At 70.3% G+C, this 20,289-nt stretch carries 20 protein-coding genes and 1 pseudogene; 11 read left to right on the top strand and 10 right to left on the bottom strand.

Annotated features, from left to right (window positions below):
* Window positions 1–72 precede the first annotated feature (72 nt).
* From ACO0LV_RS05785 to ACO0LV_RS05775, 3 genes are read left to right on the top strand one after another with little or no spacing between them, the layout of a single operon-like run.
* Window positions 73–630 carry a hypothetical protein gene (locus tag ACO0LV_RS05785; RefSeq protein WP_424786911.1) on the top strand — a complete coding sequence of 186 codons (558 nt, stop codon included), beginning with the start codon at window positions 73–75 and terminating at the stop codon, window positions 628–630.
* The gene (locus tag ACO0LV_RS05780; RefSeq protein ID WP_424786910.1) at window positions 627–1,427 is read left to right on the top strand and encodes a glycosyltransferase family 2 protein; all 801 of its coding nucleotides are present in this window, start codon (window positions 627–629) and stop codon (window positions 1,425–1,427) included. Before ACO0LV_RS05785 ends, ACO0LV_RS05780 begins: the two co-directional genes overlap by 4 nt.
* Window positions 1,420–2,142 carry a DNA alkylation repair protein gene (locus ACO0LV_RS05775; RefSeq protein WP_424786909.1) on the top strand — a complete coding sequence of 241 codons (723 nt, stop codon included), beginning with the start codon at window positions 1,420–1,422 and terminating at the stop codon, window positions 2,140–2,142. Before ACO0LV_RS05780 ends, ACO0LV_RS05775 begins: the two co-directional genes overlap by 8 nt.
* Window positions 2,143–2,589: 447 nt before the next feature.
* Here ACO0LV_RS05775 and ACO0LV_RS05770 read toward each other — a convergent pair.
* A pseudogene (locus tag ACO0LV_RS05770) lies at window positions 2,590–3,372 on the bottom strand (LLM class flavin-dependent oxidoreductase); the annotation flags it as partial.
* Between the two features lie 36 nt (window positions 3,373–3,408).
* The gene (locus ACO0LV_RS05765) at window positions 3,409–3,798 is read right to left on the bottom strand and encodes a heavy metal-responsive transcriptional regulator (protein WP_042529932.1); all 390 of its coding nucleotides are present in this window, start codon (window positions 3,796–3,798) and stop codon (window positions 3,409–3,411) included.
* A 106-nt stretch (window positions 3,799–3,904) separates the two neighbouring features.
* Between ACO0LV_RS05765 and merA the strand changes: the two genes are divergently transcribed.
* Complete coding sequence (merA, locus tag ACO0LV_RS05760) at window positions 3,905–5,329, top strand: mercury(II) reductase (RefSeq protein WP_424786908.1); 1,425 nt, start codon at window positions 3,905–3,907, stop codon at window positions 5,327–5,329.
* A gap of 60 nt (window positions 5,330–5,389) precedes the next feature.
* Here the strand turns inward: merA and ACO0LV_RS05755 are convergent, their stop codons facing one another.
* Window positions 5,390–5,812: a hypothetical protein gene (locus ACO0LV_RS05755; protein ID WP_424786907.1), complete on the bottom strand. Its 423-nt coding sequence runs from the start codon at window positions 5,810–5,812 to the stop codon at window positions 5,390–5,392.
* Window positions 5,813–5,972: 160 nt separating this feature from the next.
* On the opposite strand from ACO0LV_RS05755, the gene ACO0LV_RS05750 reads away from it, so the two are divergent.
* Window positions 5,973–6,818, top strand: a complete 846-nt coding sequence (locus ACO0LV_RS05750; protein WP_424786906.1) for an aldo/keto reductase — start codon at window positions 5,973–5,975, stop codon at window positions 6,816–6,818.
* Window positions 6,819–6,873: 55 nt separating this feature from the next.
* Window positions 6,874–7,332, top strand: coding sequence for a hypothetical protein (locus ACO0LV_RS05745; RefSeq protein ID WP_424786905.1), 459 nt, complete (start codon window positions 6,874–6,876; stop codon window positions 7,330–7,332).
* A 3-nt stretch (window positions 7,333–7,335) separates the two neighbouring features.
* Here the strand turns inward: ACO0LV_RS05745 and ACO0LV_RS05740 are convergent, their stop codons facing one another.
* Entirely contained in the window at window positions 7,336–8,223 is an 888-nt protein-coding gene (locus tag ACO0LV_RS05740) for a hypothetical protein (RefSeq protein WP_424786904.1), read from the bottom strand.
* 143 nt (window positions 8,224–8,366) lie between these two features.
* Here ACO0LV_RS05740 and ACO0LV_RS05735 point away from each other — a divergent pair, with 143 nt between their 5' ends.
* The 3 genes from ACO0LV_RS05735 to ACO0LV_RS05725 all read left to right on the top strand — a co-directional run bounded on the left by ACO0LV_RS05735 (window position 8,367) and on the right by ACO0LV_RS05725 (window position 11,135).
* Window positions 8,367–9,554, top strand: coding sequence for a pyridoxal phosphate-dependent aminotransferase (locus tag ACO0LV_RS05735; RefSeq protein ID WP_424786903.1), 1,188 nt, complete (start codon window positions 8,367–8,369; stop codon window positions 9,552–9,554).
* Between the two features lie 78 nt (window positions 9,555–9,632).
* Window positions 9,633–10,061: a VOC family protein gene (locus ACO0LV_RS05730; RefSeq protein WP_424786902.1), complete on the top strand. Its 429-nt coding sequence runs from the start codon at window positions 9,633–9,635 to the stop codon at window positions 10,059–10,061.
* A 63-nt stretch (window positions 10,062–10,124) separates the two neighbouring features.
* Window positions 10,125–11,135 (top strand): GDSL-type esterase/lipase family protein, encoded by a 1,011-nt coding sequence (locus ACO0LV_RS05725; RefSeq protein WP_424786901.1) that lies wholly within the window; start codon window positions 10,125–10,127, stop codon window positions 11,133–11,135.
* A gap of 143 nt (window positions 11,136–11,278) precedes the next feature.
* Here ACO0LV_RS05725 and ACO0LV_RS05720 read toward each other — a convergent pair whose 3' ends face one another.
* Window positions 11,279–11,731, bottom strand: coding sequence for a spore germination protein GerW family protein (locus ACO0LV_RS05720; RefSeq protein ID WP_424786900.1), 453 nt, complete (start codon window positions 11,729–11,731; stop codon window positions 11,279–11,281).
* Window positions 11,728–12,126: a DUF3054 domain-containing protein gene (locus tag ACO0LV_RS05715; RefSeq protein ID WP_424786899.1), complete on the bottom strand. Its 399-nt coding sequence runs from the start codon at window positions 12,124–12,126 to the stop codon at window positions 11,728–11,730. Before ACO0LV_RS05715 ends, ACO0LV_RS05720 begins: the two co-directional genes overlap by 4 nt.
* 267 nt (window positions 12,127–12,393) lie before the next feature.
* On the opposite strand from ACO0LV_RS05715, the gene purL reads away from it, so the two are divergent.
* Entirely contained in the window at window positions 12,394–14,694 is a 2,301-nt protein-coding gene (purL, locus tag ACO0LV_RS05710; protein WP_424786898.1) for a phosphoribosylformylglycinamidine synthase subunit PurL, read from the top strand.
* 125 nt (window positions 14,695–14,819) lie between these two features.
* Here purL and ACO0LV_RS05705 read toward each other — a convergent pair whose 3' ends face one another.
* Both ACO0LV_RS05705 and ACO0LV_RS05700 read right to left on the bottom strand, forming a co-directional pair.
* A complete protein-coding gene (locus ACO0LV_RS05705; RefSeq protein ID WP_424786897.1) occupies window positions 14,820–15,803 on the bottom strand; it encodes a type IV toxin-antitoxin system AbiEi family antitoxin domain-containing protein in 984 nt (327 codons plus the stop codon).
* 343 nt (window positions 15,804–16,146) lie between these two features.
* Window positions 16,147–16,935 (bottom strand): hypothetical protein, encoded by a 789-nt coding sequence (locus ACO0LV_RS05700; protein ID WP_424786896.1) that lies wholly within the window; start codon window positions 16,933–16,935, stop codon window positions 16,147–16,149.
* Window positions 16,936–17,089: 154 nt separating this feature from the next.
* On the opposite strand from ACO0LV_RS05700, the gene ACO0LV_RS05695 reads away from it, so the two are divergent.
* Window positions 17,090–17,506 carry a hypothetical protein gene (locus tag ACO0LV_RS05695; RefSeq protein ID WP_424786895.1) on the top strand — a complete coding sequence of 139 codons (417 nt, stop codon included), beginning with the start codon at window positions 17,090–17,092 and terminating at the stop codon, window positions 17,504–17,506.
* A gap of 78 nt (window positions 17,507–17,584) precedes the next feature.
* On the opposite strand, the gene ACO0LV_RS05690 is transcribed toward ACO0LV_RS05695, so the two are convergent.
* Together ACO0LV_RS05690 and ACO0LV_RS05685 are read right to left on the bottom strand one after the other, a co-directional pair.
* Window positions 17,585–19,033 carry an NAD-dependent malic enzyme gene (locus ACO0LV_RS05690; RefSeq protein ID WP_424786894.1) on the bottom strand — a complete coding sequence of 483 codons (1,449 nt, stop codon included), beginning with the start codon at window positions 19,031–19,033 and terminating at the stop codon, window positions 17,585–17,587.
* Window positions 19,034–19,251: 218 nt separating this feature from the next.
* Window positions 19,252–20,283, bottom strand: coding sequence for a LacI family DNA-binding transcriptional regulator (locus tag ACO0LV_RS05685; RefSeq protein WP_424786893.1), 1,032 nt, complete (start codon window positions 20,281–20,283; stop codon window positions 19,252–19,254).
* Window positions 20,284–20,289: the final 6 nt, after the last annotated feature.

Here is a 20,289-nt window from a genome sequence, read left to right as displayed (position 1 = left end):
TCTGCGTCACGTGCCGCGTCGCGGGCCCCGGCCGGGGACCCCGCGACCCGCAAGCCGACGGGAGTGCGGCTGTTGACGGTCCCTGGCAGTCCCACCGGCCGGATAGCCGTTCACCTGGTCGCGGTGCTCGGTGTGACCGGCCTGCTCGTCGCCACCCGCTACGACTGGGTCGGTGTGGCGGTGTTCGCGCTGGTGCTGGGCGGCATGACGGCGATGCGGGTGCTGCAGTTGCCCGCGCCGCTGCAGGTAGCCGCGGCGCTGGCGGCGCAGGGGGCCGCGTGGGCGAGCGTGCTGCACCTGTACGAGCGGATCTGGTGGTTGGACATCCTCGTGCACCTGGTCCTCAACGGGCTGCTCGCCGGCGCCGCGGGGCTGGCGCTGCACCGTGCGCGGATGACGTCCTCGAAGCAGCACGGGCGGGGTCGGTGGGGGCTGGTGATCACCACCACCGGAGTGGGTGCGGTCATGGCGGTGGTGTGGGAGATCGCGGAATGGTTCGGGCACGTCTACGTCGACCAACGGGTGCAGATCGAGCCGGGAGACACCGTGGGCGATCTGGCCGCGGCGCTCCTGGGCTCGGCTCTCGCCGGGATCGCCCTGGCCCGGCGCCGAACGGAGAACGAGAGATGAACCGGCTCCGAACCGTCAGCGTGGTGATCCCCGCGCGTAACGACGCACCCGCCCTGGCCCAGTGCCTGCGGGCGCTGGACCGGCAGAGCATGCCACCGCTGGAGGTCGTGGTGGTCGACAACGCATCCGAGGACCGAACCGCCGAGGTCGCCAGGCAGTACGGGGCCCGGGTGGTGACCGAGCGGTGCGTCGGCATTCCGCAGGCTGCCAGTGCCGGGTACGACGCGGCCCGCGGGGAGATCCTGGCCCGACTGGACGCCGATTCGATCCCCGGGCCGAGGTGGGTGGAGCAGGTGAGCGCACTGATGTCCGGTGCGCGCTGGGACGCGGTCACCGGAGTGGGCCGGTTCTACGAACTGCCCCGGAGCGGTCGGGTGGTGGCCGGGCTCTACCTGGGCGCCTACTACCTGTTGTGCCACGCCGCTCTGGGGCACCGCCCGCTATGGGGCTCGAACATGGCCCTGCACAGCAGTACCTGGCGGCAGGTGCGGGACCGCGTCCATGACGACGACGCCGAGGTGCACGACGATCTCGACCTCGCCTTCGCCCTGGGTCCGGAGCGGACGATCCGCTTGGACCGGTCCCTGGTGATAGGGGTGTCGGCCCGGGCGTTGCGCGGCCGGGCACAGATGCGGCGCCGCTTCGCCCGCGCCTTCCGGACCCTCTCGGTGAACTGGGCCATCGCGCCCCCCTGGCAGCGCTGGGCACGCAGGATCACCCATGTTCTCGGGCCGGGGCGCGGCCGGCCGCCGGCCCCGCACCCCACGGCGCAGCGCGGGCAGGGATTCCATGACTGAGCCGTGGTCGGCCCGCACCGACCTGGTTGCGGCAGTGCGGGCGCAGTTGGCCCGCGCCGCCGACCCCGCGCGGGCCGTCGCTCAGCAGCGGTACATGAAGTCGGCGCTGCCGTTCCACGGGGTGGCGATGGCTCAGGTACGCCGGATCGTGCGCGACCTCGCCGGCGCGCACCCGATCACCACCGCCGCACAGTGGGAGGCCACCGTGCGGGCGCTGTGGGACGGGGCCACCCACCGGGAAGAGCGCTACGCGGCCACCGCCCTGGCCCGCCAGCCCCGCTACCGGGCCTTTCGCACCACGGCGACGCTGCCGCTGCTGCGGCACATGATCGGCACCGGAGCCTGGTGGGATCACGTCGACGAGATCGCCTCCCACCTGCTCGGGGAGGTGCTGCAGCGCGAGCCGCATGTGGTGGCCCCGGTACTGCGGGACTGGGCGGATGACGACGACATGTGGGTGCGTAGGTCGGCGATCCTGGCGCAGTTGCGCGCCAAGGCCGCCACCGACACCGACCTGCTTGCACACTGCCTGGAGGCGAACCTGACCGGGTCCCGGCACGGCGGGGAGTTCTTCGTCCGTAAAGCGGTGGGCTGGGCCCTGCGTGAGTACGCCAAGACCGACGCCGCCTGGGTGCAGGCGTTCCTTGCCGAGCATCGCGACCGGCTCAGTCCACTGAGCGTGCGGGAGGCGAGTAGGCACCTGGCCCGTGCCTGAAGGCACGCGGGCGCGCCGCGAGCCCCCTGGCGAGTCGACTCAGGACTGTTCGGGCCAGGGTGCCTCGAGTTCGGCGGCATCCGGGGGCCGGGCCGGTCGCGGGATCAGCGTCGTCGCCGCGACTGGTGTCCCCGAGGACGTCAGTCACATGGAACGGTCAGAGCGTGGATCTATGGAACTTGGCCGAACGAGTGGCGAGCAACTACGCGCACAACCCGAAGGTGAGCGCCACCGACTACGGTCAGCAACTTCGCCTGCTCCGAGATCGACGCCGTCCTGGGCCGTCGTGGCAAGTACGTCCAGCCGCCACGTTACGCGGCTTTGATTCGTGCCGGCACGCTATCGCGGAGGTGCGCGACCCCGTCCGCGCTCCGGTGCGTGAGCTGGGGCCACGCGGGGTTCACGGGTCGGTCAGCCCAGGGAAGTCGCGCGGGCGCTCGGTCGCGGTCAGCGCCAGCCCAGGCCCGGGGCGACGTGGGTGAGCAGGTTCTCGATGATGCGGGTGTTGTACTCCACGCCCAGTTGGTTGGGGACCGTGATGAGCAGGGTGTCGGCGGCAGCGACGGCCTCGTCCTGGCGAAGTTGCTCGACCAGGGCGTCGGGCTCATCGGCGTAGGACCGACCGAAGATCGCCTGGGTGCTGGCGTCGATCATGCCGACCTGGTCCTTGCTGGAACGTTCGCCGCCGAAGTAGTGGGCGTCGGTACCGTCCACGATCGGGATGATGCTCCGGCTGACCGAGACCCGTGGTTCGAACTCGTGCCCGGCGTGGGCCCAGGAGGCGCGGAAGGCCTCGATCTGCGCGGCCTGCTGGACGTGGAAGGGACGGCCGTCCTCATCGTCCTTCAGGGTGGAACTCATCAGGTTCATTCCGAGTTGGGCGGCCCATTCGGCTGTGGCGTTGGATCCGGCGCCCCACCAGATCCGTTGCCGCAGCCCGGGTGAGTGCGGCTCGATACGCAACAGTCCGGGCGGGTTGGGAAACATCGGCCTGGGGTTCGGTTCGGCAAAGCCCTCACCGGTCAGCACCTGCAGCAGCACCTCGGTGTGCATCCTGGCCATGTCCGCATCGGTCTTACCCTCCGGGGGTTGATATCCGAAGTAGCGCCACCCCTCGATCACCTGCTCCGGGGATCCGCGGCTGATGCCCAGTTGCAGCCGACCGCCGGCGATGAGGTCCGCCGCCCCGGCGTCCTCGGCCATGTACATCGGGTTCTCGTAGCGCATGTTCGTGTTATGGCTCTCGTTTTCTCGGTCCGCGTCCCTCTACAGGTACCGGCAGACCTGGTCTGGGCTGCATGTGTCGGGGTCCGGGTGCGCGGCGTCGTGCCGGAGGTCGGCGATGGTGCCGTGCAGGGCGGTGAGCTGGGCGATCTGCTGCTCGATCTCGGCCAGGCGCGCGTCGAGGAGGTCTCGCACGTGCTCGCAGGGCGCGTGGCCGCTGTCGCGGATGTCGAGGATTTGGCGGATCTGGGCGAGGGTGAGGCCTGCGGCCTGGCCACGGTGAACGAAGTCGATCCGGGCGACGGCGTCGGGCGCGTAGTCGCGGTACCCGGATGGCGTCCGGTCGGCCGGGGGCAGCAGTCCCTGCTCTTCGTAGAACCGGAGCGTCTTCGAGGTGGTGCCCGCGCGTTCGGCGAGTTCTCCGATGCGCATTGCGGCCTCCGATCATTCGGCAGGGGCCACGCTTGACCTTCCCCTGCACTGGAAGGTCCAGTATGGCTGAAACGGAACAGAAGTCCAAGCCTTGACGGGAGCAGCGATGCCTACGAAGTACGATCTCGCCATCATCGGATCGGGCGGCGGAGCGTTCGCCGCCGCGATTCGCGCGACCATGCTCGGGAAGTCGGTGGTGATGATCGAGCGTGGCACGCTCGGCGGCACCTGCGTGAACACGGGCTGCGTGCCGTCGAAGGCCCTCATCGCCGCCGCCGATGCACGGCACGTCGCCGCCGACGCCGCCGACCGGTTCCCGGGGATCGCGACGACGGCAGGCCCAGTGGACATGCCCGCGCTGATCGCCGGGAAGCAGGCGTTGGTCGAGACGATGCGGGGCGAGAAGTACGCCGACGTCGCCGATTCATACGGGTGGCACGTCCGGCGGGGAGACGCCGGGTTCGCGGGCACCCCGGACGCGCCGGTGTTGGAGGTCACCGCCGCAGACGGAGCGGTCGAGACGATCGAGGCCGAGCACTACCTGGTCGCCACCGGTGCGCGGCCGTGGGCTCCGCCGATCGACGGCCTGGACGAGGCCGGGTACCTGACCTCGACCACGGCGATGGACCTGACCGAGGTCCCCGAGTCGATGCTGGTGCTCGGCGGCGGCTACGTTGCCCTGGAGCAGGCGCAGCTGTTCGCCCGCCTCGGCTCCCACGTCACCGTGCTGGTGCGGTCCCGGCTCGCGTCGAAGGAGGAGCCGGAGGTGTCCCGGACACTGCAGGAGGTGTTCGCCGACGAGGGCATCCGGGTGGTCCGCCGCGCGGTGCCGACCCGGGTGTCCCGGGACGCGGCGACCGGGCAGGTCGTGGTTACCGCGGACGTGTCCGGCGGCTCGCAGGAGTTCCGCGCCGACCAGGTGCTCGTCGCCCTCGGACGCCGTCCCGTCACCGACGGCTTGAACCTCGATGCGGTCGGGGTGAAGACCGGGGACTCCGGCGAGGTGGTCGTCTCCGACCATCTGCAGTCGTCGAACCCGCGGATCTGGGCCGCGGGCGACGTGACCGGGCACCCGGAGTTCGTCTACGTCGCGGCCCACCACGGCACCCTCGTTGCCGAGAACGCGTTCGCCGACGCCGACCGGTCCGTCGACTACTCCCATCTGCCGCGGGTGACGTTCACCGGACCGGCGATCGGCGCGGTCGGGATGACCGAGAAGGAGGTCGTCGCCGCGGGGATCCGCTGCGACTGCCGCGTGCTGCCCCTGGAGTATGTGCCCCGGGCGGTGATCAACCGCGACACCCGCGGGTTCATCAAGATCGTCGTGAACGCCGATACGAGCGAGATCCTCGGCCTCACCGCCGTCGCCAAGGACGCCGGGGAACTCGCCGCCGCAGGCGTCCACGTGCTCGGCAAGACCATCGCCGAAGTCGCCGACGCCTGGGCCCCCTACCTGACCATGACCGAAGGCATCCGGATCGCCGCGAAGTCCTTCACCACCGACCCGTCACTGCTCTCGTGCTGCGCATGAACGGCAACGCATGCAATCGGGGAGATCTCATCCGGAAGAGGTGCAGACGATGAGCGCCGATCACGACCGCGACGAACGGCGCGCCGGTCCCATCTCGCTCCACACCCCGGACGGACCCTGGATGCGGATGCAGGCATTCGTCAGGGACATCGGGTTCCGTGCCCGATCGAGGATCGCGTAGTACATCGGCCAGATCCCGTCGGTGGCGGCATAGACGGCCGCGCGGTCACCGAACTCGATGACGTCGTCGGCCTTGCGTGGTTCGAACAGTTCGATCGCCGGATCCTGTGAGCCATGCAGGACGACGTCAGCGTGGTCAGCGATGTGGCAGAGGAACTGCCACTTCGGTTCCGCCAGCCGATAGGGCACCGGATCGGCCGGTCCCCGGCTGAGTGCGTGCTCCCACAGCGCCTCGAACCGCTCCCGGCTGCTGGCAGTGGCCCCCTCCGGCCGGGGCAACCAGAAGTCGGGCAGGCTCTCCATCTCCTAGATCGTGCCATGCCCGCGCGATCGCTCCAGGAGTTTCTCAGCGCGTGCGCCGCGTACGCCGGGTGCGCCGCGTGCCCCGCGGGCGGCGGAGGGTCGCAGGGGACCGCGGTGGCAGGAAGCGCGATGCGGCGGCGGGCCCGCTACCGTAGCCGACATGGACTCACCAGGACTGGCGGACTTCCCGCTCAATGACGGCAACCGACTGCCCGCCGTCGGGTTCGGCACCAGCGGGCTTCGCGGCGAGGACGGCCTGAACGCCTTTCGCAGCGCCTTGGAGGCCGGGTACCGGTACGTGGACACCGCGGTGAACTACGGCAACGAGGCCGAGGTGGGCAAGGCCGTGCGTAGCAGCGACCTGGACCGCGCCGAGGTGCTCGTGGCCACCAAGGTGCCCGGACGTGATCATGCCAAGGACAAGGCCGTGCGGAGCGTGGAGGACTCACTGCGCACCATGGGCCTGGACTACCTGGACGTGGTGCTGATCCACTGGCCCAACCCGAGCCAGGGTTTGTACGTCCAGGCGTGGGAGGCGCTGGTGGAGGTGCGTGAGCGTGAACTCGTGCGCTCCATCGGCGTCTCCAACTTCACCACCGGGCACCTGGATCGGATCATCGACGCCACCGGAGTGACCCCGGCACTGAATCAGATCGAGATGCACCCCTACTTCACCCAGGAGCAGATGCGCACCGATCACGTCGGACGCGGGGTGCTGACTCAGTCCTGGAGCCCGCTGGGCAAGGGCACGGTGCCCTTCGACGCGCCCGCGATCGCCGCAGCCGCTGAGCGTCACGACGTCAGCCCGGGGCAGGTGATCCTGCGATGGCACCTTCACCTGGGCGCACAGCCGCTGCCGAAGTCCGGTGACCCCGGCCGCCAGGCCCAGAACCTGGACCTGGCCGGATTCGCCCTCACCGAGGAGGAGGTCACCGCTATCAGCGCGCTCACCCGTGCCGACGGGCGCCGGTTCGGGGGCGACCCGAACACCCACGAGGAGATGTGACCGGGCAGGATCGGGACGCTGACGCCAGTGCCGGTCTATACGCGTCACACCAGGCATGCTCTTCATCTACTTGATCGTCTGGACGGCCTGGGGGATCGGTGCGCGATGGGCGTTGGGGCCGACGTACGTGCCCTGGTTGCTCAGGATGGTGCGAACGCCCAAGCGTGCCCTCCTGGTGTACGGCACGGTGTTCGCGTTCGCCGTGATCGTTGCGGTGGTACTGGTGCAGATGACCGATCGTGGGGTGGGGGCGCACGTGCGGTTGATGGTGCTCGGAGTGGGAGCGATGTCCCTGGCCCCGCTGGTGCTGGACGCGATACCGGGCAAGGGAAGCCGGCTGGGGGAGTTGCACCACGATTTCGAGCTCTACCGGCGGGACGGGCGGCTGCACGAAGTCGGCGCCCAGGATCTGAGCGTCGGGCGCCAGCGCGCGATCGGTCTCATTACCGCGATTCTGTCGCTGTTCACGCTGGGGCCGCTGATGGGTGGGATGTTCCTGGTGCTGGACCCGTGAGGATCAGCCCGGCACCAGGGAGTCTGCGCGGCGGGTCGGGGCGTGCCAGCGCTCGACGGTCTGGGTCACCCAGAAGGCCATGAACTGCAGGATCAAGGCGGCCTCGAGCACGAACACCCACTGCGGCAGCACCACCCGCACCGGGCCGAGCACCATTCCCACGGTCACGATCATCAGCACGAAGCCGAAGGAGTACCAGTTCGCCCACCGGCGGCGGCGCCCGATCCCGTTGGCCGCGCGCGCACGGGACAACGCCGTGGCGTTGATCCCCACCAGGGCCACCACGCAGATGAACAGGATGATCGCGGCGGCACCGTGACCGTAGGCCAGGAAGGTGTCGCGGGCGAACAGGAACACCCCCGCCAGGCCCAGGTACGCCAGCAGGCCGGCGATCAGCACGATGCGGCCGCCCCGGCTGTGCAGGTGACGCTCCCGCTGCGGCACCACCACGAGCTCCAGGATGAAGGCCACCAGGACCACCGCCAGCACGGCCCAGGTGTTCTGCGTCAGGGCCTGGGTGAGGTCATCGGGCAGGCGGGAGCCGCCCGCGCCCACGGCGTGGGCCGGGCTGGTCGGCACGAACGCGACGATGAAGCTGAGGTAACCGGCGAAGTTCAACAGCACGTCCTCGGTGTCGCTTCGACCGCGGTGGATGATCAGGCAGGTGCCGATCGCGCACAGGCTGGCCACGAAGACGTCCCGGGCGGGGGTGTAGTAGTAGGCACTGACCGAGGCGAGGACCTCGCCGTCGTCCGCCCCGATCTGCAGGGCCACACTCAGCAGCAACAGCGCGGTGAGCAGGATGATGGCCAGGCGCAGGTACCGGTAGGTCGCCTGCATCTCGTGGCGGTGTCCCTGGCGATGGGACGGCGCGGACCGGACGGAGGCCACCTCCCCCTCCTTCCTCCCTGATGCGGCCCAGCCTGGCACAGCCGGCCCCCGTCGTCACGGGTACGCGGCGACAGACCCCGAGCGCGGGCCTCGCGCCCCTCGGAGCGGGGGCCCCACGGCCGATGCGTGGGTACCGTGTGAGCATGCGAGCCTCTACCCGATCAGCCGTTCCCTCCTTCCAGGTCATGATGCTGCTGGACCAGGTGGCCAGGTTGCGCGCTCAGGGCCGGGACGTGATCAACCTGTGCGCCGGGGAACCCTCCGGAGGCGCCCTGCAGGCGGTGCGCGAGCACGCCGCCGTCAGCCCCCAGGACTTCGGTTACACCTCCCCGATGGGATTGCAGGAGCTGCGCCGGGCCATCGCCGGGCACTACCGGCGCTGGTACGGCATGGAGGTCGATGCCGAGCAGGTGGTGGTCACCACCGGCTCCTCCGGTGCGTTCATGCTGACGTTCCTGGCCGCGTTCGACCCAGGTGACGTCGTCGTGCTGGTGCGGCCCGGCTACCCCGCCTACGGGAACATCCTGAGGGTGCTGGGCTGCGACGTGGTGGACCTGGACTGTGGGCCGGAGGTTGGCTTCCAGCCCACCACACAGATGCTCGACGACGTGCTGGCCGCCCACGGCAGGATCGACGGGCTGATGCTTGCCTCCCCGGCCAACCCCACCGGCACCATGATCGACCGGGAGCGGCTGACCGCGCTGGATGCCTGGTGCAGCACCAACGACGTGCGCCTGATCAGCGATGAGATCTACCACGGCATCACCTACTCCGGGGCCGGGGGTCCCGACGCTCACGGCGTGTGCGCCTGGGACGTGAGCCCGCAGCCCACGTCGGTGGTGATCTCGTCCTTCTCCAAGTACTGGGGGATGACCGGGTGGCGGCTGGGCTGGGCCCTGGTGCCTCCGGACCTGCTCGACGCCGTAGCGGGCCTGGCCGGCAACGTCGCCCTCTGCCCGCCCGCACCGGCGCAGGCTGCCGCGTTCGGAGCGTTCAGCGATGCGGCCTACGCCGAGGCCGAGGCCCGGGTGGCCAAGATGAGCCGCAGCCGGGAGGCCCTGCTGTCCGAACTGCCCAGGCTCGGGTGGGGACCGGTGGCCCCGGCGGACGGGGCCTTCTACCTCTGGGCCGGGCTGGCCGAGGGGATGGGGCGCTACACCTCGTCGGTGGACTGGTGCGCGCAGTTGCTGGAGACCGATGGGGTGGCGATCACCCCGGGTGTGGACTTCGACCGTGAGAACGGCGACCAGTTCGTGCGGCTGTCCTTCGCGGGCGAACCGGAGGAACTGACCGCGGCGGTCCGCAGGATCGAGCGCTTCCAGAACCGGTGAGCCCGGGGGCGCGGCGGTTGCGCTCGGCGCGCCGCCGCTCCCGGGGTGTTGTCGGTGGTCCGTGGCATCGTGTCCGTCATGGACCAACGGATCAGCTTCATCACCCTGGCGGTGCGTGACCTCGATGCCACCCGAGCCTTCTACCTGGACGGGCTCGGCTGGCGGGCGGAAGTGGACGTGCCCGGTGAGGTCCTGATGATCCGGACCGGCCGGCACCTGGTGCTGAGCCTGTGGGATGCCGGTGCGTTCGAGGCCGAGGTCGGTCCGATCGCCCGGGGTGCGGGTGCCCCGCCGATCACGCTGGCGCACAACGTGGCCACCCCCGAGGAGGTCGACGCCATCCTCGCGCGCGCTCGTGGACTGGGCGCCGACCCGATCCAGGACGCGGTGCGACGGGAATGGGGCGGTTACTCCGGCTACTTCGCCGATCCCGACGGATACCGCTGGGAGATCGCGGTGAACCCCGGACCGATCGGCCAGTTGGTGCTGCCCGGCACCGGGTCCTAGCCCCGACAGCACGGGACGGATCTGGTCTCACCCGCGCGCCCGGCCTGGCTAGGATGACCGGTCGTGAGCACCGAAGCCGGCATCCTGCGTCCCTCCGTCGACAGTCCGTTCTGGCGCGGGGCGGTGGGCTGGGTGCCGGAAGCGCAGTGGTGGCAGCCCTGGCGGGTGCTGCCGGAGCGGACCGCGCGGGCCCATGCGCCCACCCTGCTGGAGGTCGCCCGGATGCCCACCGGGGTGCGGGCGGAGTTCCGCACCGACGCCCGCGCGTTGCGGCTGCCGATCGAGTATTCCTCCACCGAGCGCGCGGCGCTGCTGGACGTGGTGGTCGACGGCGAACTGCACGCCCGGATGGACCTTCCGGTGGGTGTGAGCGACGTCCGGGTCTCACTGCCCCCGGGCGCCCATGAGGTGCAGGTGTGGCTCCCGCAGGCCGGACCGACCCGCATCGGGGAGTTGGAACTCCATGATGCGGAGGTGGTGGAGCGGATCGAACCCGGGCGGCGCCTGACCACCTACGGCAGTTCGATCACGCTGTGCTCGGCCGCCTACGGACCCAGCCGCACCTGGCCGGCGCTGGTGGCGCAGTCCCACGGCTGGGATCTGACCTGCCTGGGATATTCGGGCCAGTGCCACCTGGACCCGATCGCCGCCCGCACCATCGCCGCGGTCCCGGCCGACCTGATCGCGCTGTGCCTGGGCATCAACATCTACGGCGGTTCGACGTTCAACGAACGCTCCTTCGCCCCGCACGTGTCCGGTTTCATCGAACAGGTCCGCGACGCCCACCCGAACGCACCGATCGCGGTGATCACCCCGATCGCCAGCCCGGAGCGGGAGGCCACGCCCAACCACGCCGGGATGACGCTGGAGCAGATGCGCGCCGAGATCACCGAGGTGGTGCAGGTGCTGCAAACCGACGACGACGAGGTCCACCTGGTCGACGGCTTGCAGATCCTGGGCTTGCACGAGGCACACCTGTTGCCCGACGGTCTGCACCCCGACGGTGAGGGTTATGAGTTGATGGCCCAGCGCTTGGCGCCGGTTCTCGGCGCTCTCACCGCCGCGGCACCCTAGGGCGAGGGCGGCGCCCGACCCGGTGCGCCGGGCGGGTCGGGGCGCCCGAACCGGTGGGCCGGCCACCGACCTCAGCCACCTCCCCCGGCCGGTGGTCTGCACGCCGTGCACCGGCGAACTGACCCGCGGAGACTGAGTGGTGCTCAGCCGCGGGCGGCCGCGCGTGCCGAGAGGTAGTCCCAGCGGCGGGCCTTGTGCCGCGCGCGCCGCACGCACGCCCACGCCACGATCAGCACCGTGACCAGGGCCTGTCCGCCGATGATCGCGCGGTTGACGTCGATGGCCGGCTCCCACTTGACCTGCCCGTCCCGAACCGAATAGACCCCCAACGGCTTGACGCGGGTGCCGAAGCCGCCGCCGCCTCCGGAGCCCTCGGCGTGCTGGGCGTGGGTGGTGTCGCCGCCCCCGGAGCCGAAGCCCATGCCACCGCCACCCATCACCTTGGCCACCGGGATGATCGTGGCACCATCGGCCTGGTACGCCTCACCGAAGGCGCGGCGCACCTTCTGGGTGTCGCGGGCGGCCTCAACGGGAAGGTTCGCATCCCCGAGGGATTGACCCCGCTCAACGTGATCGCGTGATTCCTGCTCGCTCATGTGATTCCTCCAGTGGAGTCCGATTCCGATACGTGACGCGCCCCCGGTGCCCGCGGGACCAGGAGTGCCGCAACGACGCGCCACCCGAGCAGCCCCAGTCCCAGCACACCGGTGGCGACCAGGACGAACGCCAGTGCCGTACCCTCGCCACTCATCAACCGTAGCCCCATGCCGAGGGCCAACGTGATCGGCCAGATCAGCAGGCCCGAACGCAGACTGCGCAGCGCCCACCGGGTGCGCCCGGCGATCACCCAGGCAACCAGCACCCCGACGGCGAAGGGCCAGGCTGTCTGCAGCACACCGGTGAGTGTGACCGTGGCGTAGTGGCTGGCCCGCCCGGCGACCGCGAACGCAAGCACCACTAACAGATCCAGGGCGATGCTGACGAGGCGCATACCTCCATCCTCACCCGCGAGGTGCCCGGTGTACACCGATCCAGCCGATTGGGCGGCCGCGGGCCGGTCCGCTTGGCTGAGCACCCCCGTCGTCCGCCGGCCCGTCCGCTTGGCCGGGCTCCGCCGTCGTCCGCCGCCGTTCTGCCAGCCCGGGCTCCGCCGTCGTCCGCCGCCGTTCGGCGAGCCGGGCGCCGCCGTCGTGCGTTCCCGCAGGCGGACGAGGGTAGATTACGTTGCGTTGCCCCGAGCCACGTAGAGGACCCTTCGTTGACGCACACCGCCGACACCGTCGCCCATGCCGAGGCCACCCCTGAGGCAACCCAGCCCTATGCCGAACTCGGCTTGAACACCGAGGAGTACGCCGAGATCCGCGCACTCCTCGGCCGGCGGCCCACCGCCGCGGAACTGGCGATGTACTCGGTGATGTGGTCCGAGCACTGCTCCTACAAGTCCTCCAAGAAGCACCTGTCGCAGTTCGGTGCCAAAACCAGCGAGGAGATGCGAGCGCGGCTGCTCGTCGGGATCGGGCAGAACGCCGGCGTGGTCGACATCGGCGAGGGCTGGGCGGTGACGTTCAAGGTGGAGTCGCACAACAGCCCCAGTTACGTCGAGCCATACCAGGGCGCGGCCACCGGTGTGGGCGGCATCGTGCGCGACATCATCTCCATGGGCGCACGGCCGGTCGCGGTGATGGACCAACTCCGCTTCGGTGCGCCCGACCACCCCGACACCCAGCGGATGGTGCACGGCGTGGTCTCCGGCATCGGCGGTTACGGCAACTCCCTGGGACTGCCCAACATCGGCGGCGAGACGGTGTTCGACGCCGCCTACCAGCGCAACCCGCTCGTCAACGCACTGGCCGTGGGGGTGCTGCGGCACGAGGACATCCACCTGGCCAACGCCGAGGGCGTGGGCAACAAGGTGGTGCTGTTCGGGGCCCGCACCGGCGGCGACGGGATCGGGGGCGCCTCGATCCTGTCCAGCGCCACCTTCGATGCGGACAAGCCCGCCAAGCGCCCGAGCGTGCAGGTGGGTGACCCCTTCATGGAGAAGGTCCTGATCGAGTGCTGCCTGGAACTCTTCGCCGCCCGGGTGGTCGAGGGTATCCAGGACCTGGGAGCCGCCGGGATCTCCTGCGCCACCTCCGAACTGGCCTCCAACGGGGACGGCGGCATGCACGTGGACCTGGAGAACGTGCTGCTGCGTGACCCGACCCTGACCGCCGGTGAGATCCTGATGAGCGAGTCCCAGGAGCGGATGATGGCGGTGGTGGCTCCGGAGAAACTGGAGCAGTTCCTGGCCATCACCGAGCGCTGGGACGTCGAGGCCGCCGTGATCGGGGAGGTCACCGGCACCGGACGCCTCACCATCGACCACGACGGTGAGCGGATCGTGGACGTGGACCCGCGCACCGTGGCCCATGACGGCCCGGTGTACGACCGTCCCTACGCCGAACCGACGTGGCAGGCGGGGCTGAACGCCGACGCCGCCGAGGCGCTGGTCCGGCCGGCCGCCGCGAACGAACTGCGCGGGCAGGTGCTGGCGGTGCTCTCCAGCGCGAACCTGGCGAGCAAGTCCTGGGTCACCGACCAGTACGACCGGTACGTGCAGGGCAACACCGCCCTGGCCCAGCCCGACGACGCGGGTGTGGTGCGCGTGGACGAGTCCAGTGGGCTCGGGGTGGCCCTGGCCACCGACGCCAACGGGCGGTTCAGCAAACTCGATCCCTACGTGGGCGCCCAACATGCCCTGGCCGAGGCCTACCGGAACGTGGCCACCGTGGGCGCGCAGCCGCTGGCGGTGACCGACTGCCTGAACTTCGGCTCGCCGGAGGACTCCGACGCGATGTGGCAACTGGTGCGCTCCATCACCGGGCTTGCCGATGCGTGCCTGACCCTGGGCATCCCGGTGACCGGTGGCAACGTCTCGCTGTACAACTCCACCAAGTCCGCCGATCTGCCACCGGGGCACATCGACGCTTCGATCCATCCCACGCCGGTGGTCGGGGTGCTCGGGCTCCTGGACGACGTGGGCGCGGTGGTCCCCTCGGGCTGGTCCGAGGCCGGGCAGGAGATCCTGCTGCTGGGCACCACCGCGACCGAGTTGTCCGGGTCGGTGTGGGCCGATGTGGTGCACTCCCACCTGGGCGGGCTGCCGCCGGCGGTGAACCTGGACGCCGAGCAGGCGCTGGCCCGGGTGTTGATCGCCGGTGTGGGCCGGGGTCTGGTCAGCGCCAGCCACGACCTGTCCCAGGGCGGGCTGATCCAGTCGCTGACCGAGTCGGTGCTTCGCTTCGGGGTCGGGGCACGGCTCGACCTGGCGCCGCTGCTGGAGCGCGACGGCGTGGATGCGGCCACGGCACTGTTCTCCGAGTCCACCGCCCGGGCGCTGGTGGCCACCACCGAGGCCGATGCGGTGATCGACCTGGCCGCCCAGCACGGCGTGCCGGTGCTGCGCCTGGGTGTGAGCGACGACGGCGTGGGGCTGGATCTGGCCGGACAGTTCAGTCTGTCCATTGCCGAGTTGGAGCAGGCCCACCACGCCACACTGCCGGCCATCTTCGGTTGACCCGCCCGATCCCCCCCTCCGGCCGGTGCGCAGCCCCGGGCGCTGAGGGCGATCGTTGCCACCCAGGGCGATAGCTGTGGGGCTCGCTCTCGGGGCCGAGGCTCGTCCTCGGTGATCGGCCGGGCTTAGGCCGCTTCGCGTAGGCCGCGCCGTTCGGGCGGCAGGCTCGTGCAGGTGCGCACGTGGCGGCGCAGATCGGTGATCAGGCGACGGGAATCACTCAGGTCGGCGCGAGTGGCGCGCACGATGAGGCATCCGACCGACCGCAGGGCGTCCTCGCGGCGCTTCTCGTCGTAGACGTCGCTGCCTTGGGTGTACTTGGCGACCCCGTCGTACTCCAGTCCCACCATCTGCCACTCGCTATGAACGTCGGCACCGGACCACAACAGGTCCGGATAGAACGTGCCCAACTCCGTGGCGACCGCTACCTGAAGGTCGGGTGCGGTGAACCCTGCGGACAGCACGATCCAGCGAACCAGCGACTCGGCCGCCGATTCGGAACGGCCGTCGGCATGGCTGAGCACGGCGCGGGCCCGTACCACTCCCCGGACCGGCCCCGAGTCCGCCACCCTGTTCAGCCAAGCGGCCCGGATCTGCGCTTCACGGGCGGACGATGCCGGCCAGTCGAACCGGGTGGTCCCCGCGATGCGGCGAAGGATCGCATCCGCTGTGGTGAGCGCGGGACCGGGTCGCTGGGTACGCGCGCAGTCCACGCAGGTGCGGTCCAGCCCGGTCACCGGTAGGCCCAGCGTCCGCTCGAGGTCCGCCTCCGGCATCTCCACAACCCGGTGCCGGATGACGTCCCGGGCACGGTTCCCGGCGGCGTGGGACGTCTGCAGGATATGCACCGTGTCCGTACGCTCCAACCACGTCGGGATCCCGTGCAGCGCGGCGGCTGTCTCGTGGCTGAAGGCGAAGGCGGTCCGGAGGGCGCGGTGGACGGCCCGGCACCGCGCCAGCAGTTCGCTCACGCGACCGTCCTCGTACGCACCGGCCTCGGCGTACGCACCGCGTCGCACCCTGACCAGTACGCCTTGACGGCGGAGCCGGTCGACCGCACCGGGCGGGTAATCGGAGGTGAACCGGATCCGGGGGGTGTTGGCAACCATCGCGACATGGTGTCCGGAGACCACGCTGTGGAGTGGGCGCCGGGTGCGACTGTGTGGATAGCCAGGAGCGGCTGTGGAGAACCTCTCCGAGCCCCGCGACGGCATAGGCCGGGCGGCTGCCCAAGGTGCACCGCCTGCCAGGGGCGCCGGGGCCGCCCAGGCCGCCGTGGCCGCTGTGGCCGCCGTGGCCGCCCAGGCCGCCGGGGCCGCCCAGGCCGCCGGGGCCGCCCAGGGCGATCGTGGCCGCCCAGGGCGATACTTGTTGGGCTCGCTTTCGACGCCGGGGCTCGTCTTCGGAGTGCTGGGAGGGGTGGGCTCGGCTTCGGGGTGCTGGCGGCCGGTGCTAACGCCGCTCCGGGCGCGCAGGCGGGCGGCGGGTGGTGCGGCGCGTCACGAAGCCGTGCAGCGCCCCGGCGGCACCCTGCCGCCCGACCTGGAGGCGGATCATCTCCTCCCGGCGAGGGCCGCCCCAGATGTCCTTGGGCAGCGACGTCGCCGAGACCAGCCAGGTGGGCAGCCCCAGGAGCCGAGCCATGGCGGTGAGCCGTTCGGACTCGCTCTCGTCCTCGCTGAGCTCGTCCTCCAGCAACTCGGTGAGTTCCTCGGAGACCTCCGGCACGTCCAGCGCCTGTGCGAGGGGGGCGTAGGTGAGCCCGTCCGAGTCGTCTTCGAACATCGCCATCCCGACCGGTTCACCGAACTCGTCCGGCATCGGCTCGCCGAACTCGTCCAGCGTCACGGCCCCGCCGAACTCGTCGTGCCCGGGCCCCGCACCGAACTCGGGCTCGGGCGGGTTGGTGTCAACCGTCGCGACCCGCTGGTCACCGTCGTAGAGCCACAACCGAAGGGCCTCGTCCCGCCGCACCTGAGCAACGAGCGCAAGGGCGCCGGTGGTCGCGGCCAGGTCCCGCCCCACCTCGTCGATCGTCCGTTTGCCAGCAGCCACCTTGCCCAATGGGTTCTCTGCGACCACCAGCACCCACCGGTCCTGGGACGGGCCGATCCAGCCACTGAATCCCAGCGACGCCAGCACCTCCACGACGCGCTCGCGATCGGCGGCGGTGTACACGCCGGCGCAACTGACTCCCTCGCGGCGGTCGGAGTCGGGGTTGATCATCGCTGCTGGGTACATGGCGTCCAGTCTGGCACCGGCACATCCCAGCCGGCACGGCGGAACCAGCGGACAGAGGTCGGTCGCCGCCCACCGGCTGTGGCCGTTGCGCGCTTATCCACCTGGCAGAACGGCGAGATTCCTGGGAGAATAGGCCCTGAGGGTGAGGCGCTCAATGAAGTGGCTGTTGGATTCGCTGAGCGGGGCCCCGATGATGATCCGGCCCCGGCGTCCCCGGGCTGCCGTCGAGTACGCGTCCGGCCGGCGCGACCTGCGGGAGTGGATCGAGACCTGGTGGCCGTGGGCTCGTCGGCGAGCCGAGGAGGCCGAAGCGCGCGAGGTGTTCCGGGTGCTGGAGATGCAGATGCGGCTGACCACACTGACGGCGATCCTGCGGCGGATCGATTCCGACCCGGACATGTTCGCGCGGCAGCACCACTGGCGAACGACGCTCTGGGCCTACGACTCCATGCTCGCCGATGCCTGCGCACTCGCCGGTCTGTCGGTCCGGTCGGTTCCCGCCGGTCCGAAGGCCGATGCCGAACGGGCCCGGCGCGAACTCGAACTGTGTGGTCGTGGGTGGACGTGGTGACACCGCCCGTCCTGGCCTGACCCCGCAGGTCTGACGCGCCGCCCTGCCTACCGGCCGACCAGCTGGGGCCGGATGGACTCAGTCCTTCTTGAACTCCAGTTCGATGGGGTTGGGGTGCTCATCCTGTGAGGAGAGGCTCGCGGCGTCCCGCTCGGCGACCGCCTGAACCGCCTTTGCCACCGTGGTGTGCAGATCGCTGTGAAACACACTGGGCACGATGTAGGTGGCGTTGAGTTCGTCGGCGGTGACCACATCGGCCACCGCGTGGGCGGCGGCGATGAGCATCTCGTCGGTGATCCGCGTGGAACGGGCGTCGATCAGTCCGCGGAAGACCCCCGGGAATGCCAGGACGTTGTTGATCTGGTTGGCGAAATCGCTGCGGCCGGTCGCCACCACGGCGGCGTGTCGGGTGGCGATCACCGGGTCGATCTCCGGCATCGGGTTGGCCATCGCGAACACGATCGCCCCCTCCGCCATCGATCTCACGTCATCCTCGGAGACCAGGTCCGGTGCCGAGACCCCGATGAACACATCGGCATCGACCAGTGCTTCTGACAGCGTGCCCTTCAGATCCCGCTTGTTGGTCGCCTCGGCGACCCACTCCAGCGAGGGATCGAGGTTGTCCCGGTCGGCGTGCACGATGCCGCCCACGTCGGCGACCACCACATCGGTGGCGCCGGCGGCAAGCAGCAGCCGCAGGATCGCCGATCCGGCGGCGCCGGCACCGGCCTGGACGATCCGGACGTCCTCGAGCTTCTTCCCGACCACCTTCAACGCATTGGTCAGGGCGCCCAGAGCAACGATCGCGGTGCCGTGCTGGTCATCATGGAAGACGGGGATGTCCAGTTCCTTGCGCAACCGGTCCTCGATCTCGAAGCACCGGGGCGCGGAGATGTCCTCCAGATTGATCCCGGCGAAGACCGGGGCGACCGCCTTGACGGTCCGGACGATCTCGTCGACGTCCTGGGTGTCCAGGCACAGCGGGAAGGCGTCAATGCCCCCGAACTGCTTGAACAGGGCGGCCTTGCCCTCCATCACCGGCAACGCGGCCAGCGGTCCGAGGTTGCCCAACCCCAGGATCGCCGAGCCGTCGGAGACCACGGCGACGGTGTTGCGCTTGATCGTCAGGCGGGAGGCGTCCTCGGGATGTGCAGCGATCTGCTGGCTCACCCGCCCCACGCCGGGGGTGTACACGAGGGAGAGGTCATCGCGGTGCCGGATCTGCATCTTCGGTTCGATCTGGATCTTCCCACCCAGGTGGGCGAGGAACGTACGGTCCGAGACCCGGCCGATCCGCACACCCTCGACCTCGCCGAGGGTGTCCACGACCTTGCGGGCGTCGCTCTCGCCGCCGGTCGCACAGGTCAGGTCGACCTGCAGGCGATCGGGTCCGGAGGCCGACACGTCCACCGCGGTCACCACACCGCCGGCCTTCTCCACCGCGGTGGTCAACAGGCTCACCGCCGTGGGTATGGCGGGCAGGTCCAGCCGCACCGTTATGGAGTAACTGACACTGGGAGCACTCATCGACATCCACCTTCACCGGAACTCGCCACCACGCGGTCTCGCCACCCGCAGGGGCACCATCGCCCCGCAGTGGCGGGGCACGGTCCATTCTGCCGTAGTGCTAGCAGCCGTACACGTTCATCCGGCGGGGTGTTCCGACTTGTACAGATCGAGAATGAAAGATCGTACGGGCAGGCTGCGGTGCGGTGTCGCCAGATCAGGGCGGCGGCGTCGCCGGTTCAGGAGGGCGGTGGAGCGGTCGAGCGGCGCACGACGAGTTCAGTGGCAAGTTCGATGCGCTGGTGGGCCAGGGTCTGCCCGTCGGCCAACTGCAGCAGCATCCGGGTGGCGGTTGCCGCCATCTCCCGGAGTGGCTGGTGCACCGTGGTCAGCGCCGGCTCGATCCACTGGCTCACCGCGACGTCGTCGTATCCCACGATCGACAGATCCTCGGGCACCCGCAGGCCCAGTTCATGGGCCGCGCGGAGTACGCCGAGGGCTTGCATGTCGGAGCCGGCGAAGATGGCGGTGGGCCGGTCCGGCCGGTCCAGCAGGTCCCGGCCGTGCTGGTAGCCGGTCGAGACGTGGAACAGCCCGTGCCGGATGAACTCCGGGTTCACGCTCACGCCGACCTCGTCGTGAGCGCTGCGGAACCCGTCCACCCGGGCCCTGCTGCACAAGACGTCCTTGGGTCCGGAGATCACCGCCAGGCTACGGTGCCCCAGGCCGAGCAGGTGCCGGGAGGCGGACAGTCCACCGCTCCAGTTGTTCGACCCGACCGTGGGGATGCCGACCGGTGGCTCGCCATCGGTATCCAGCACCAGGAACGGGATCGATCGGGACTCCAACTGATATCGCTGCGCGGCCTCCACGCCGGAGAGCACGAAGAGCACCCCGGCCGGGCGTCGTGCCAGGACGGCATCGAGCCATTCCTGCTTGGGCCGGTGCTCACCACCCAGTTCAGAGAGCACCACCCCAATCTGGCGCGCGGCGGCCACGGCCTCCACCCCGCGAATGATCTCCACCGACCAGGCCGAGTCGAGCTCGTGGAACACCAGGTCCAGTAGGGCCGAGCTGGTTCGGTGGCCGGAGCGGCGTCGCCGGTACTGGTGGCGCTCAAGCGCTTCCTCGACCTTCGCGCGGGTCTGGCTGGCGACGTCGGGACGGCCGTTCAGCACCTTGGACACGGTTGGCACCGAGACACCGATCTCCGCCGCGATCGAGGCGATCGTTGCCCTGGGCTTCTGGGCCGCCATGGCCTCGTTGCTCATCGTTCC

This window comes from Pseudactinotalea sp. Z1739, from assembly GCF_049725055.1.
Lineage (GTDB): Bacteria > Actinomycetota > Actinomycetes > Actinomycetales > Beutenbergiaceae > CALKWS01.
This window is presented reverse-complemented; position numbering and strand designations above follow the sequence as displayed.